This window comes from Sandaracinaceae bacterium, from assembly GCA_016706685.1.
Taxonomy (GTDB): domain Bacteria; phylum Myxococcota_A; class Polyangia; order Polyangiales; family Houyiibacteriaceae; genus JADJJE01.
In genome coordinates, this window is the sequence record JADJJE010000003.1 from 303,455 (window position 1) to 318,949 (window position 15,495).

A 15,495-nucleotide genomic window follows, 5' to 3' on the forward strand; every position below is an offset into this window, starting at 1 on the left:
ATGCCCTCATGAAGAGCTTCGGGTGGTGTGTGGTGCTGGTGCTGGTGCTAGGGCTGCTGGGGTCGGTCGGCGCGGCGCGCGCCCAATACGAAGACGACACCTACGAAGGCCCCCCTGCGGACGGCTGGATGGGCACGGAGGACGTGCTCCCGGGCCTGCGCCTGGGCATCGGGCCGCAGTTCGCCACCAACCCCAACGACACCATGCTGACTGGGCAGTTCCTGGTCGCGGCCGACCTGCGCTTCGAGGACAACCTGGGGGCCTCCATCGAGCTGGGCTACAGCGGCGAACGGCGCGGGCGGCTGGCGGGCCGGCACCTGGTGCTGGGAGGCGCGGTGCGCTTTGGGACCATCGTGGGGCTGAGCCCTTTGGTGCACGGCATCATCGGGCGCACACACGGCGAGCCGCTGGTGCCCACGCGACGGAGCGGCGGCCTGCGCATCGGTGGGCGGCTGGACATTGCGCGCATGGCGGGCGTGGACATCCAGTACGAGTACCGGGCCATCCACCGCAGCGACAGCGAGAGCGGCTTCCGCGTGGTGCTCTGGCTGGACGCGCTGTTCGTGCTGAAGGTGGTGGGCTTCTCCAACTAGCTCGGCGCGGTCCCGCTCAGCTGGGCTTGATCAGGCCGATCTCCACCAGACGCTGCGTGAGGTAGGCGTCCGCCGTGATGGGCTCAGGGTAGCGGTCCGGGTTGTCCGGCGTGACGCACTCGGGCAGCGTGCGGATCAGGTACTCCGAGTTGGGGTGCAGGAAGAACGGGATGGACGTGCGCGCCTGGCTGGCCCAGGGCTCCGGCGGGTTGACCACGCGGTGCGTGGTGGAGGGCAGCACGTGGTTGGTGAGGCGCTGCAGCATGTCGCCCACGTTCATGGCGATCATGCGCTGGTCGGTGCCGAGAGGCAGCCACTGGCCTTCGCGGTTGAGCAGCTCGAGGCCCGGCGCGTCGCTGCACACCAGCAGCGTGATGAGGTTGATGTCCTCGTGCGCCGCCGCGCGCACCCCTGGCGGGCAAGGCTTGGGCAACGGCGGATAGTGGATGGGGCGCAGCACGCTGTTGCCGTGGTCCACCACGTTGTCGAAGAAGCGCTCGGGCAGGCCGAGGCCCAGCGCGATGGCTCGCAGGATGGTGACGCCCAGCTCGTCGAGCGCACGGTAGAGCGCCAGCGTGGCCTCCTGGAAGCCGGGCACCTCGCGCGGCCAGATGTTCTCGGGCTCGCTGCCGCGCCAAGGGCTGCTGGGCTCGAACTCGCGCCCCACGTGCCAGAACTCTTTGAGATCCGGGTGCTGCGCGTCCTTGGCCGCCTCCACGCCGAACGCCGTATACCCGCGTGCGCCGCCGCCACCGGGGACGTGGTAGCCGCGCTTCACCTCTTCGGGCAGGGCGAAGAAGCGCCGCAGGGCGTCGTAGGCGGGCTCCGTGACGGCCTCGTCCACGCCGTGCCCCACGAAGCAGACGAAGCCGAACTCACGCAGAGAGGCGTGCAGCTCGCGCACGAACTTCGGGGCATCACCGCCGCGCAGCGCGCGCACGTCCAGGGTCGGCACTTGTCTCAAGGGGTTGCGTGCTCCTTCTCACCGCACTGTATCAGAGGCTTGTCCCGGGCAGGGCGTGTGGCCACACTGCGCGCCCGATGACAGCGCGATTCATAGTGGGCATCGACCTCGGCACCACCAACACGGTGGTGGCCTTCGCCGACACGCTCACGGCGGGCGAGGGCGTGCTGCCGCGCGCGCAGGTGTTCCCGCTGCCGCAGTGGGTGGCCGCCGGGGAGGTGGCCTCCCGTCCGAGCCTGCCGTCGGCGCGCTACCAGGCCACCGAGGAAGAGCTGCCCGAAGCGCGCACGCTGCACACGGACGGCACGCCAGGTGTGCTCGGCACGCTGGCCCTCGAGCTAGGCGCGCGCGTGCCCTCGCGGCTGGTGACCAGCGCCAAGAGCTGGCTGTGCCACGGCGCCGTGGACCGCAGCGCGGCGATCCTGCCCTGGGGCGCGCCGGCCGAGGTGCCCAAGATCTCGCCGGTGGAGGCCTCGGCCAGCTACCTGGCCCACGTGCGCGGGGCCTGGGACACCGAGCACCCACGCCACCCGCTGGCCGACCAGGAGGTGGTGCTGACGGTGCCCGCGTCGTTCGACGAGGCCGCGCGCGCGCTCACGCTCACCGCCGCGAAGCTGGCCGGACTGCCGAAGGTGCGCCTGGTGGAGGAGCCGCTGGCCGCGTTCTACCGCTTCCTGGGCGAGCACCGCAGCACGCTCGACGCGGCACTCGGCGAGGTGAAGCTGGTGGTGGTGGTGGACTGCGGCGGGGGCACCACGGACCTCACCCTCATTCGCGTGGAGCGGCGCGAGAGCGGCCCGCGCATGACGCGCATCGCCGTGGGCGACCACCTCATGCTGGGCGGCGACAACATGGACCTCTTGCTGGCCAAGCGCTGTGAGGCCCAGCTGAGCCCCGAGCGCCCGCTGAGCGCGCTGCGCTTCGCCCAGCTGGTGCACGAGTGCCGTGGCGCGAAGGAGCGGCTGCTGTCGGCCGACGCCCCCGAGTCGCTGGCGGTCACGGTGCTGGGCTCCGGCAGCAAGCTGATCGGGGCCTCGCTGAGCGCGCGCCTGGTGCGCGACGAGGTGCGGGCCAGCGTGCTCGATGGCTTCTTCCCCGAGGTCACGCGCGACGCGCGCCCGGTGCGACGCGCCGGAGGCCTGATGGAGCTGGGGCTGCCCTACGCCGCAGACGCTGCCGTGACTCGCCACCTGACGGCGTTCTTGGCGCGCCACGAAGACCTGGCGCAGGAGGCCGTGGGCGAGGGTGTGCCGCTGCCCGACGCGGTGCTCTTCAACGGTGGCGTGTTCCGCAGCGACCTGCTGCGCGAGCGCGTGACCAACACGCTCGAGGCGCTGCGCGGGGCGCCCGTGCGCGCGCTCCCGCACGACGAGCCGGACCTGGCGGTGGCCTTGGGCGCCGTGGCCTATGGGCTGGCGCGGCGCGGCGTGGGGCTGCGCGTGGGCGGTGGGTCGGCGCGCAGCTACTTCCTGGCGCTGCCGAGAGAGACCAAGCCGGGCAGTGACCCGAGCAGCGCGCCGGCCGAGGCCATCTGCCTGCTGCCGCGCGGCAGCGAGGAGGGCGAGGAGATCGCCCTGCGGGGCAAGCAGTTCTCGCTCAAGCTGGGCCGCCCGGTGCGCTTCCACCTCTTGTCCAGCACCGCAGACGTGCGCCACGTGAGCGTGGGCGAGCGCGTGCTGCTGGACGACCCCGAGCGCTACACCAGCCTGCCGCCCATCGCGGCGGTGCTGGACGCCGCGGGCGGGCAGAGCTCCTCGGCGGCGAGCGGCGACGCCGAGGTGACCGTCGAGCTGGTCACCGCCCTCACCGAGGTGGGCACGCTCGAGATGTCCTGCGTGCGCACCGAGGACGCGCGCGCCCGCTGGAAGCTGGAGTTCCAGATCCGCGGGCAGGACGACGCGCAGCTCGCGGCGCTGCACGTGGGGCAGCTGCACCCGCGCTTCGCCGAGGCCACCGCCCGCGTGCGCGAGGTGTACGGCAAGGCGAAGGACAGCGCCGACGTTCAGGCCAAGGACGTGAAGCGCTTGCGCGCCGACCTCGAGAAGATCCTGGGGCCGCGCGAGGGCTGGGACACGCCGCTGCTGCGCGAGCTGTTCGGCGCGCTGTTCGCGGGCGTGAAGAACCGCCGCCGCAGCCCCGACCACGAGCGCGTGTGGTTCAACCTGGTGGGCTACACGCTGCGCCCGGGCTTCGGCTATCCGCTCGACGAGTGGCGCGTGAAGCAGCTGGTGCAGGCCGCCCTGCGCGCGGGCGTGCAGTTCGCCCCCGAGCCGCAGAACTGGTCGGAGCACTGGACCCTCTTCCGGCGGATCGCCGGGGGCCTCGACGCGGCCGCCCAGCGCGAGCTGTTGGACCAGGTGGAGTGGTACCTCGAACCCCCCAGCCGCAAGCCCAAGCCCAAGCCCGCCGGGCCGCGCATGCTGGCGGTGGACGACATGATCCGCCTGGCCGGCTCGCTCGAGCGGGTGGGAGCGGAGCGCAAGGCCCAGGTGGGCGGCTGGCTGGTGACGCGCCTGATGGAGCACGACGAGAACCCGCAGGCCTGGTGGGCCGTGGGCCGGCTCGGCGCGCGCGTGCCGCTGTACGGGAGCGCCCACGACGTGGTGCCGCCGCACGTGGTGCACGAGTGGCTCGAGCGCTGCCTGAGCGTGGAGTGGAAGAGCGACGCCACGCAGGCGCCCATGGCGGCTGCCCTGATGGCGCGCCGCAGCGGCGACCGGGTGCGCGACGTGGCCGAGGCGCTGCGCGAGGCGGTGGCGGCCCGGCTCGAGCGCGAGGGCAAGAGCGAGGCGTGGGTGCGCATGGTCCGCGAGGTCACCACGCTAGAGGCCGCCGACGAGCGGCGCTTCTTCGGAGACTCCATCCCCGTGGGCCTGCGCCTGCTGGAATGAAACCGGCTTTTCGAGATCGCAGGGCAGAATTTCAGAGTTGCGACGTTAGTGCGATAGGTGACTGAAAATTCGTCAATGATTCCGTCGAAGCCATCGTTGGCACGGCTCTAGCGTAGGGAAGATGCAGTGTTGGAGCCGACGCTGGGCAACCCCCCCAAGCTCGGCGTCAAAGGCCTGACACACCCCACGACCGCGACGAACCCCCACCCCCCCCCGTCGCGGTCGTCTTTTATTCCGTCGCCGGGTCTTCGCGAGAAGGCCCGGCGACTCGCCTCCTGTCGAGGCTGCTTGCGGCCCTGCTGGATCGCGCTCTAGGGTCGCGCGATGCCCACCCTGGTGCTCTCGCGTGACCTCCCCTTCCGCCCTGGCTTCTCGCTCGCTGCGGCGGCCCCCGGCATGGACGTCGTGACCGTGGCGCAGGGGCGTGCGGCCCGCCCGGAGGAGCTGCGCGAGGCCTGCCGTCACGCGAGTGCCCTGATCACCATGCTGTCGGACCGCGTCGACGCAGGCTTCCTGCAGGCGTGCCCCAACCTGCGGGTCATCGCGAACTACGCCGTGGGCTACGACAACCTGGACCTCGGCGCCGCCGCGCATGCGGGGGTGGTGCTGACCAACACGCCCGACGTGCTGACCGAGGCCACGGCGGACATCGCGTTCGCCCTGCTGCTGGGCGTGGCGCGCCGTGTGCGCGAGGGTGAGCGGCTGCTGCGTGCGGGCGAGTTCCATGGCTGGCGCTCGGACATGTTGCTGGGCAGTGACCTGCACGGGCGCGTCTTCGGTCTGATTGGCATGGGGCGCATCGGCGCCGCCACCGCCCGCCGGGCGCGCGGCTTCGGCATGCAGATCCGCTACACCAACCGCAAGCCCGTGGCCCCCGCGCTGGCGGCGGAGCTGGGCGCCGAGCTCGTGCCGCTCGACGAGCTCTTGGCCACGGCCGACGTGCTGAGCGTGCACTGCCCGCTCACCCCCGAGACGCACCACCTGCTGAACGCCACGCGGCTGGCCCAGCTGAAGCCGAGCGCCATCCTGATCAACACGGCGCGCGGCCCGGTGGTGGACGAGGCCGCGCTGGCGGATGCCCTCGCCCGCGGCGCGCTGCGTGGAGCCGGCCTCGACGTGTACGAGCACGAGCCGCGCGTGCACCCGGGGCTGATGGAGCGGGACGACGTGATGCTGCTCCCGCACCTGGGCAGCGCTACCACCGAGACGCGCGCCGTCATGGCCGAGCTGGCCCTGGCCAACTGCCTAGCGGTCCTGGCAGGCCAGCCACCGAAGACGCCCATCCCGCTGCCTGCGGTCTGAACGCCCGCGGGGCGCGTCAGTCGATGGCGCGCAGGTCGCTGCGCTCGGCGCCACGCGAGAACACGGGCGGCTCTCCGAGCGGCGCGCTGACGGTGAACGTGCCGGGCCCCTGGACCATCTCGCCCGCTCGCAGCGCGTGGTGCCACTGGCCGGCGGGGAAGTAGACCTCGCGCTCGACGGCGCCTTCGGTGACCACGGGCGCCACCAGCAGGTCGCTACCCAGCATGAACTGGTCCGAGAGGCCCACCACGGCCGGATCATCGGGGAACTCCAGGATCATGTGGCGCAGCACGGGCATGGACGTGCTGGCGGCTTCCTCGGCCAGCGCCTCGAACGTGGGCACCAGCGCCATGTGGATGCGGGCGAAGCGGCGGAAGTGCGCGATGGTCTCGGTGGCCTGCTCGGGCGTGGCCGTGGGGCCCCCGTTCCAGCTCCAGTTGGCGGCCGCGTTGAGGCCCTCGTGCGTGCGCATCACCGACGTGAAGGCTCCCAGCTCCGTCCAGCGCATGAACAGCTCCATGGTGCTGGGGCCGCCGCTGTACCCCGCGATGTCGTGCGTGGCGAAGGGCACACCCGACAGGCCCAGGTTGAGCAGCGCGGGCACCACCGTGGGCAGCCCGTCGCCCGGCAGGAAGTCCGCCTCTTGGTCGCCGATCCACACGATCTGCGTGGTGCCCTGGCTCCCCAGCCAGCCCGAGCGCGAGAAGATGGCGTAGTCGTTGCCAGCGATGCCGCGGGCAGTCTCGTGGTTCAGCTCCTGCCAGCGCAGCGGGTAGCGGTTGTGCTCCACCAGCAGCGCCGACTCACCGTTGGAGAGCACCGCGTCGGTGGGCATCCACTCGGCGAAGTCCGCCATCCAGCCGTCCATCCCGTGGGTGCTCATCATGGCCGCGATGAACCCCGCCACGTGCTCGCGCGCCGCCGCGTTGGTCAGGTCCGGCAGCGTGGTGGGTCCCTTGTAGGAGTTGAACAGGTACGAGTCCCCGGCCGCGTCGTGGATGAGCAGGCCCATGCTGTCCATGGGCTCGAAGTGCTCGCGGTCCTCCTCCACGAAGGGGTTGATGTAGCCGAGGAAGCGCTTCCCGTCGGCGTGGAGCATGTCGGTGAGGCCGCGCAGGTCCGGGTAGAGCGCCTCGTCCACGTTCCAGTGGTACTTGATGTCGTCGAAGGTGGCCAAGGGCTGGTAGCCCACCCAGTCCTGGGCCCAGAGCGCAGTCCACGGCACCTGGGCGGCGTCGAGCGCGGCCGCCTCGTCGATGACCGCCTGTTGCCCACCCTGCACACCGATCCACGGCTCGAAGACCCAGGTCTCGGGCGCAGCGGGGCGGCCATAGCGGTCGCCTAGCTGGCGCACCACGTCGCCCGGAGTGGGCCCGTGCAGCAGCTCGATCTCCACGGGTCCGGGGCCGTCCACACGGAACGAGGCCACGTCCGTCTCGGTCTGGCAGAGGTCCACCACCACCCGCGCAAACGTGTCGAACACCACGCCGAAGCCTCGCGCGTCGAGGTGGTACGGCATGGGGAAGTACGTGCTGTGCGCGTTGCCCGCGAAGAACAAGCCGCCCATGCGCCCGATGCCCTGCTCCTGCACGAAGAGCGGGAACGCCTCGCCGCGCTGGTCGGTGGCGTTGTACTGGGCGCCGAACCCGAGGAAGCTGGCTTGCGCATCGCAGTGCACGGGCACGCCCACGGCGTCGAGTTCGTCCACCCCTTCCACCGTGATGCTGACACGCGTGCTGTCGCTGCCCGCCTCGCCATGGATGCGGACGCTGGCCGTGCCCGGTTCACGATCGGCGCGGCGGTAGCGCACCACCACGTCGTCGCCATCGAGCGCGGCGCCCACCAGCTGAGCGATGGGCGCGCTGACCGCGTTGGTCTCTTCGAACGTGTAGAAGCCGGTGCGCTGGTACACCATGCTGTCGAACTGGTGCGCCACCACGCCGCGTCCCGCCGCGAGCGCAAAGAGCGGGTGTTCGCCGGCCACGATGCGCAGCGCCCCGTCGGACGTCACGGTCACCTGGGCGCCGTTCGGCAGCGCGCCGTCGAAGCCGCGCGGGCCGTCGGTGCAACCGATGCCCACCCCACCGAGCGCGAGCAGCACGACCACGACACGAAGACCAGGAGCCGAGCAGAGGGCGAGTGCATGGAGAGGCATGGGGGGTTCCTCGTTCGCGAGCGCGCGACGTTCCGGGGACAGGGTACACGACCCCCGTCTGGCGCGGCCACGGCGCCCGTAGTACCTCCCTGCCCATGGCCCTCAACCGCGACGCCCTCGGGTTCACCACCGAACCCCTCCTGCACGAGTACCGCTGGCAGGACATCGTGCTCTACAACCTCAGCATCGGTGCGCGCCGAGACGAGGAGCTGCACCTGCTGTTCGAGGGCGCCGACGGAAAGGGCCCCGTGGTCTTCCCGACCTACGCCGTCATCCCGGCGTGGCCCGCCATGCTGAAGCTGTTCGAGGCCGTGGGCGGCGACATGCTGGGCATCGTGCACGGCGCGCAGAGCATCACCATCCACCAGCCGTTCGCCCCGGCTGGCCGTGTGCACACCGTGGGCCGCGTGGCGGGCGTCTACGACCTCAAGCGCCTGGCCCAGACCACGTTCGTGAGCGAGACGCGCGACGAGGCCGGCCAGCTGCTGTGCGAGACCTCGTGGGACATCATCTTCCGCCTGGACGGTGGCTTTGGCGGCGAGAAGCCCCCCAAGGCCGAGAAGGTGCGCCCCCCCGAGCGGGAGGCCGACTTCGTGGTGGAAGAGGCCACCCGCACCGAGCAGGCGCTGCTCTACCGCCTCAATGGCGACCACAACCCGCTGCACGCGGACCCCGCCATTGGCGAGAAGGCCGGCTTCGGCCAGCCCATCTTGCACGGGCTGTGCACCTTTGGGCACGTGGCCCGGCACGTGGTGAACGCCGCCTGCGGGGGTGACCCCAGCCGCCTGCGTCGCCTCGAAGGCCAGTTCCGGAAGCCCGTGTGGCCCGGGGACACCCTGGTCACCAGCGGCTGGCACGAGGGCGACACGCTCGTGGTGGAGATGCGCACCCTGGAGCGCCCGGACGATGCTCCGTTCAGCAACGCCCGGGCCATCGTCGCCCCGGCGTGAATCGACCGGGCCGAGGGGCGTCTAGGAAATCTGGCCGAAACGCCACCAAGGAAGATTTTCGGTGGCTCGTCGGGTAACTTAGAGCCATCTTCGTAAGCGATTTCGGGCGGTGAGCGCCCCTCCGTGGCGGGACTGCCTAATCGATGACGGACGACCGAGAGCTGATCTACGACTGGAACGGGAGCGAGCGTGACCTCGCCGCCGGCGTCTTGCTGCATGACGAGACGCTGCGCGATGGCATCCAGGATCCATCCGTGGTGGATCCTTCCGTTGCGGACAAGATCGAGATCGTCCGCGGCATGGACGCCGTGGGCATCCACTCGGTGGACCTGGGCATCCCCAGCGCCGGGCGCCGCGCCTTCGCCCACGCCCTCGAGCTGGCCAACGACATCGTGGCCGAGGGGCTGGCCATCCGCCCCGCCTGCGCTGGGCGCACGCTCATCGCCGACATCGAGCCCATCGCGCGGCTGAGCCAGAAGGCCGGCATCCCGGTCGAGGTCATGACCTTCATCGGCGCCTCGCCCATTCGGCAGGCCGCCGAGCAGTGGTCCGGCGCCGCCATCCTGGCCCGCTCGGTGGAGGCCATCGACTTCGCCGTGCGCGAGGGGCTGCCCGTGACGTTCGTCACCGAGGACACCACCCGCTCGCACCCGGACCTCTTGGCCGACCTGTTCAAGGCGGCCATCGACACGGGCGCGCAGCGGCTCTGCCTGTGCGACACGGTGGGCCACGCCACGCCCAACGGCGTGCGCTCGCTGGTGCGCTTCACGCGCGACATCATCGCGCAGCACGGGTCGTCGGTGCGCATCGACTGGCACGGCCACAACGACCGCGGCCTCGCGCTGGCCAACAGCCTCGAGGCCATCGCGGCGGGCGCCGACCGCATCCACGGCTGCTGGTTGGGCATCGGCGAGCGCGTGGGCAACGCCTCGCTGGACCAGCTGTGGCTGAACCTGGCCATGATGCGCGGCACGCTGGACGGCAGCAGCCACCTGCACGCCCTGCGCGACGTGTGCGAGAAGGTCTCCGAGGCCACCCGCACGCCCATCCCGGCGGACTACCCGCTGCTGGGCGCCAACGCCTTCAAGACCGGCACGGGCGTGCACGCGTCGGCCATCCTCAAGGCCACGGCGCGCGGCGACCGGGCGCTCGCGGACCGCGTGTACTCCAGCGTCCCCGCCAGCCTGCTGGGTCGCCGCCAAGAGATCTGCATCGGCCCCATGAGCGGCCTGAGCAACGTGCACTACTGGCTGCGCCAAGCGGGTTTGCCCGACACGCCGGGGCTCGCCGCGGCCGTGCTGGAAGCCGCCAAGCAGAGCGACCGCAACCTGACCGACCCGGAGATCCGCCACATCGTGGAGACCGTGTCCCGCGGGGCGGCTCAGTAGGACCGAGGCCGCAGGCCGAGTCGGAGTCGGAGGCCGAGACCGAGACCGAGACCGAGTCGGAGACCGAGACCGAGTCGGAGACCGAGTCGGAGACCGAGACCGAGTCGGAGACCGAGTCCGAGTCGGAGACCGAGACCGAGTCGGAGACCGAGGCCGTGTCCGTGTCCGAGGCCTAGGCCGTACCGCAAGCCGAGGCCGTGTCCGCGCTACACCCCACTCAATCTGACCTCAACTGCGAACTGTGTTGAGAGGTGCTCCTCAGCGGGCGGGGCAGGACCAGTGGCTGGTGCGGACGAGACGCAGGAGCGGACGACGCGAGTTTGTCCGAGACTCGGGATCCGGACCTCGGGCTCGGTCTCGGTCTCCGACTCGGTCTCGGTCTCCGACTCGGTCTCCGACTCGGTCTCGGTCTCGGTCTCCGACTCGGTCTCGGTCTCGGTCTCGGTCTCGGTCTCGGTCTCGGCCTCGGTCTCGGTCCCGGTCCCGGTCTCGGTCCCGGACTCGGTCCCGGTCTCGGACTCGGCCTCTGCGGGCTAGCGCCCGCCCGCCATTTCCACTAAGACTCCCCCCGCACGCAGTGGTGCCCTGTTTCCCCGGGGCGCGGCGCGTGACCCTGCAGCTTCACGCCCGAGGAAATTGTCCGATGTCCGAAGCACCCAACGTGGCGCCCATCTTGACGAATCCCCTTGCTCCTCCTGCTGCGGCCGATGAGGCGTCGCAAGGGCCCTACGACGTTGCGCTCGCCATGGGCCAGGAGCTGCGCGACAAGCCGCGCAGCGCGCCCACGCGCGTGCAGGTGGGCACGCAGCACGGCAAGGGCCGCATGACGGTCTGGGAGCGTATCGACACGCTCAAGGATCCGGGCGACGAGCCCACCATCTTGTTCCAGAACTGGGGCAAGAACCTGGACGGCGCGTCCATCGTGACCGGCGTCACCAAGGTGAACGGGCGCGACACCGCATTCTACGGCCACGACTTCACCGTGCGCGCGGGCTCCATGGACGCCACCAACGGCCGCAAGCTGGCCAACGTGATGCGCCTGGCGGGCGAGCGCGGCATCCCGCTGGTGGGCATGAACGACTCGGCGGGCGCCTACGTGCCGGCCGGCATCGGCGGCTTGGACGGCTACGCGGAGGCCTTCACGGCGCTGCGCAAGATCAGCGGTCGCGTGCCCAGCGTCATGTGCATGTTCGGCTTCAACGCCGGCGGTGGCGCCTACCTGCCGCGCCAGGGCAGCTTCGTGATCCAGCCGGAGGACACGTTCTTCGGCCTCACGGGTCCGGGCGTGGTCAAGAGCGTGCTCGGCGAAGACGTGACCCCCGACGAGCTGGGCGGCCCCGGCGTGCACGGCCAGAGCGGCGTGGCGGACCTCACGGTGGCCGACGAGGTGGGGGCGCTGCGCACCGCGCGCCGCCTGCTGAGCTACATGCCCAGCAGCAACGAGCTGGCCCCGCCCTTCCAGGCCACCAGCGACGCGTGCGACCGGCCCACGCAGGAGATCGAGACGCTGCTCCGCAAGGCGTTCAACTCGCCCACGGGCTTCAACACGCCCATCGACGTGAGCATCCTGATCCAGCAGCTCTGCGACCATGGCGACTACTTCGAGATCCAGCCGCAGCGCGCGCGCAACACCATCACCGCGTTCGGCCGCCTGGGCGGGCACGTGGTGGGCATCGTGGCCAACAACAGCGCCGTGAGCAGCGGGCAGATCGACGTGGACGCGGCGCTCAAGAACGCGCGCTTCATCCGCTTCTGCAACATCTACAACATCCCGGTGGTCTTCATCGAAGACACCACGGGCTTCCTGCCGGGCCGTGACCAAGAGCGCGCCGGCATCGTGCAGGCCGGGCGCGCCATGCTGGACAGCATCATCGACCTGCGCACGCCGCGCCTGCTGCTCATCGTGCGCAACGCCTTCGGTGGCGCGTACGCGGCGTTCAACTGCTACGCCACCGGCGCCGACCACGTCATCGCGCTGCCCACCACGCGCGTGGCCGTCATGGGGCCTGCGGGTGCCGAGTTCGTCTACAAGGACGAGCTGCGCGCCGTGCGCGCGCGGGTGCCTGCGCTAGTGAAGGACGGTGTGGCCGCCGGGCTCAGCGAGTCCGACGCGAAGGCGAAGGCCGACGCGTGGGTGAAGGAGCAGGAGGCCGCCTTCAAGGCGCGCTACGAGCTCGAGCTGATGAACCCGAAGGAGGCCCTGAGCCTCGGCTCCATCAGCGAGATCGTCATGCCGCGCGAGCTCCGCAAGAACCTCATCAAGAGCCTGAACTTCTACATCAGCACCTACAAAGTCGGTCCCATGCAGTCCGTGCAGCGGGAGTCCTTCTGATGACCTACGACGCCTACTCCAACAATCCGCTGATCCACCGCGACCGTCGCCTGGGCAAGAGCGAGTCCCGCTGGGTGCGCGAGTTCGCCTGCGAAGACATGAGCGTGCTCATCGTCTGCCGCGGTCCCATCCGCAAGGAAGCCATCGACGTCTTCCGTGAGATGGGCATCAAGAACATCGGCATCCTGCTGAGCGAGAAGGACAGCATCGTGTACCCACGCGCGCTGGCCCCCGAGCTGCGCGTGCTGAACCCCGAGAACGTCCACGCCATCCCGGACTACACGGGCGCCACCAAGGAAGAGCGTCAGCAGCGCGTGGCGCAGATGATCCGCATCTGCCGCAAGCACGGCTACAAGTACATCTTCGCGGGCTACGGCTTCATGGCCGAGGACGTGGACTTCGTGCGCGCGCTCGAGAAGGCCGGCGTGGGCTTCATCGGGCCCTGCAGCCAGACCGTGGACGCGGCCGGCCGCAAGGACGAGGCCAAGCGCACCGCGCTCGAGGTGAACGTCAGCGTCACGCCGGGCATCAACGACGCCACCGCGCGCACGCTGGTGGCGAAGGTGAAGGACCAGGCGGGCCTCGAGGCGCTGATCGCGCAACACGGCCTGACCGTCCCCGCGCTCCAGGACGCCGCCCTCCCCTTCGTCTCCAAAGCCGACGCCACGCTCGAGGCGGGCTACGCCAAGGGCATCGATCTCATCAGCGTGGAGGAGCTGCAGGCCACGGTGAAGACCGAGTCCGCCGCCGTGCTGGCGCAATACCCGGGCAACCGCATTCGCCTGAAGGCCATCGGTGGCGGCGGCGGCAAGGGGCAGCGCATCCTGAGTGACGCGGCCGACGCGCCCGGCATGGTGCTCGAGATCCTTCAAGAGGTGAAGGCCACGGGCGTGGGCGACAACAAGAACGTGCTCATCGAGCTCAACATCGAGCAGACGCGGCACAACGAGATCCAGCTGGTCGGCAACGGCGAGTGGTGCGTCACGCTGGGCGGCCGCGACTGCTCGCTGCAGATGCACGAGCAGAAGCTGCTGGAGGTCTCCACCACGCAAGACGGCCTCGCGGAAGCGGCTGAGCGCCACGAGCGCGCGGGCAACAAGAAGCAGGCCGCCGTGCTGCGCGCCGACATGGCGGTGCTGGCCAAGATGGAGGCCGAGGCCGAGCGCTTCGGCGCCGCCGTGAAGCTGGACTCCGCAAGCACCTTCGAGTGCATCGTGGAGGGCACCAACCACTTCTTCATGGAGGTGAACACGCGCATCCAGGTGGAGCACCGCGTGTCCGAGCTGTGCTACGCGCTGCGCTTCCACAACCCGGCCGACCCCGAGGACTACTTCGACGTCCAGTCCGTGGTGGAGATGATGGCGCTCTTGGCGAAGCACAAGGCGCGCCTGCCCAAGCCCGACCGCATTCGCCGTGACGCGGCCGCCGTGGAGGCGCGCCTGAACGCCACGGACCGCTCGCTCTCGCCGCACGCGGGTGGCGAGATCATCGCGTGGAGCCACCCCATCGAGGGCGAGATCCGCGACGACCAGGGCATCAGCATGCTGAACCCGGATACGGGCCTCTTCATGCGCTACAAGCTGGCCGGCGCCTACGACTCGAACGTGGCGCTGCTGCTCACCACCGGCAGCAGCCGCGGCGAGAGCTACGCGCGGCTGGCCGAGGTGCTGCGCCGCACGTCCATGCGCGGGCCCGACTTGGCCACGAACCTCGAGTTCCACTACGGCCTGGTGCACTGGTTCCTGAGCAACGGGGTGGACGCCAAGCCCACCACGCGCTTCGTGGTGCCGTACCTCACCCTGGTAGGCCTGCTGAAGGAGGCCATGGACGGCCTCGACCTGCGCTACGCGTTCGACTGCGCCGCGAAGCGCTGCCTGCCCGCCAGCAAGGATCCGGCCGCGGTGAAGGCCGCACAGGAGTGCGCCGTGCTGAAGCGCACGCTGGTGGAGCGCCCGCTCTTCCGCCTGGCCGAGGAGCCGCACATCCTGGCCGCGTGGCTCAGCGTGCATCGCCTGGACTTCACGGTGCGCGATGGGCGCGTGACGTTCCTGCGCAACCCGGTGGCGCTGCTGGAGGAGACCTACCACCTCCTGCACATGGACGCGGAGCGCAACTCGCCCGCGGCGCACCGCATCTGGGACAGCGACCAAGAGGTGCTGGACGAGGCCGGCGACTTCTACGAAGCGCTGCACGAGCACACGGGTGACGTGGCCTGGCCCGAGCTGGACACCGCGCTGCGCGGCGAGACACCGGCATACGGCTTCGACACCGCCACCTGGCAGAAGGTGCGCGCGGCGCACATGGGCTTCCAGATGGGCCTCGAGCTGCTGGGGCTGCTGCCGCTGGTGGCCCACGAGGTGGGCTTCTACGACATCGTGGTCAACGACGACCTGACCATCACCATCCCCGAGCGCCTCTTCGACGTGGGCCTGCAGAAGCGCATGAAGAAGGTGCTGGTGCCGCCGCCCGCCACCAAGGCCGACGAGGTGGTCGCCGTGAGCGGTGGCATGTACTACGGGCAGGAAGGCCCGGGCATGCCCACCTTCGTGCACGAGGGGATGCACTTCGACGTGGGCCAGCCGCTCTACATCATCGAGGTCATGAAGATGTTCAACAAGGTGCCGGCCACCTTCGCGGGCACCATCGACAAGATCCTCATCACGGGCGACGGCCAGATCGTGAGCAAGGGCCAGCCCCTGTTCAAGGTCACGCCGGACGAGCGCGTGGTGGACGTGGACCACAAGGCCGTGGCCAAGGCGAAGCGCGAGAAGACCGACGGGCTGCTGGCCCGCGTGGGCTGAGCTCGGTCGCGCGGCGGTTGCGGAGATCGCCTCGGCGGTGGCACATTGAGCGGCCGGCCGTCGAGGGGAGGCTTCCCCAGCGGAGTGCGTCCCAATCTGGAGGGGATCATGACCATCAG

9 protein-coding genes are annotated in these 15,495 nt (G+C 70.4%); 7 read left to right on the plus strand and 2 right to left on the minus strand.

Annotation, left to right across the window (positions count from 1 at the left end; all coding sequences use genetic code 11):
- Positions 1 to 8 precede the first annotated feature (8 nt).
- On the plus strand, positions 9 to 593 hold the full coding sequence (locus tag IPI43_07260; protein MBK7773925.1) for a hypothetical protein: 585 nt from the start codon (positions 9 to 11) through the stop codon (positions 591 to 593).
- A gap of 16 nt (positions 594 to 609) precedes the next feature.
- On the opposite strand, the gene IPI43_07265 is transcribed toward IPI43_07260, so the two are convergent.
- Positions 610 to 1,557, minus strand: a complete 948-nt coding sequence (locus IPI43_07265) for an isopenicillin N synthase family oxygenase (protein MBK7773926.1) — start codon at positions 1,555 to 1,557, stop codon at positions 610 to 612.
- Between the two features lie 77 nt (positions 1,558 to 1,634).
- On the opposite strand from IPI43_07265, the gene IPI43_07270 reads away from it, so the two are divergent.
- Positions 1,635 to 4,448, plus strand: a complete 2,814-nt coding sequence (locus tag IPI43_07270; GenBank protein ID MBK7773927.1) for a hsp70 family protein — start codon at positions 1,635 to 1,637, stop codon at positions 4,446 to 4,448.
- A 396-nt stretch (positions 4,449 to 4,844) separates the two neighbouring features.
- On the plus strand, positions 4,845 to 5,750 hold the full coding sequence (locus IPI43_07275; GenBank protein MBK7773928.1) for a D-glycerate dehydrogenase: 906 nt from the start codon (positions 4,845 to 4,847) through the stop codon (positions 5,748 to 5,750).
- A gap of 16 nt (positions 5,751 to 5,766) precedes the next feature.
- Here IPI43_07275 and IPI43_07280 read toward each other — a convergent pair whose 3' ends face one another.
- A complete protein-coding gene (locus IPI43_07280) occupies positions 5,767 to 7,905 on the minus strand; it encodes a hypothetical protein (protein MBK7773929.1) in 2,139 nt (712 codons plus the stop codon).
- Between the two features lie 95 nt (positions 7,906 to 8,000).
- Between IPI43_07280 and IPI43_07285 the strand changes: the two genes are divergently transcribed.
- From IPI43_07285 to IPI43_07300, 4 genes are all read left to right on the plus strand, one after another.
- Entirely contained in the window at positions 8,001 to 8,855 is an 855-nt protein-coding gene (locus tag IPI43_07285) for a MaoC family dehydratase N-terminal domain-containing protein (protein ID MBK7773930.1), read from the plus strand.
- A gap of 143 nt (positions 8,856 to 8,998) precedes the next feature.
- Positions 8,999 to 10,243 (plus strand): 2-isopropylmalate synthase, encoded by a 1,245-nt coding sequence (locus IPI43_07290; protein MBK7773931.1) that lies wholly within the window; start codon positions 8,999 to 9,001, stop codon positions 10,241 to 10,243.
- A 643-nt stretch (positions 10,244 to 10,886) separates the two neighbouring features.
- Entirely contained in the window at positions 10,887 to 12,575 is a 1,689-nt protein-coding gene (locus IPI43_07295) for an acetyl-CoA carboxylase carboxyltransferase subunit (protein ID MBK7773932.1), read from the plus strand.
- Positions 12,575 to 15,376, plus strand: a complete 2,802-nt coding sequence (locus tag IPI43_07300) for a biotin carboxylase (protein MBK7773933.1) — start codon at positions 12,575 to 12,577, stop codon at positions 15,374 to 15,376. The genes IPI43_07295 and IPI43_07300 overlap by 1 nt, the downstream gene beginning before the upstream one ends.
- The last annotated feature ends 119 nt before the right edge of the window (positions 15,377 to 15,495 follow it).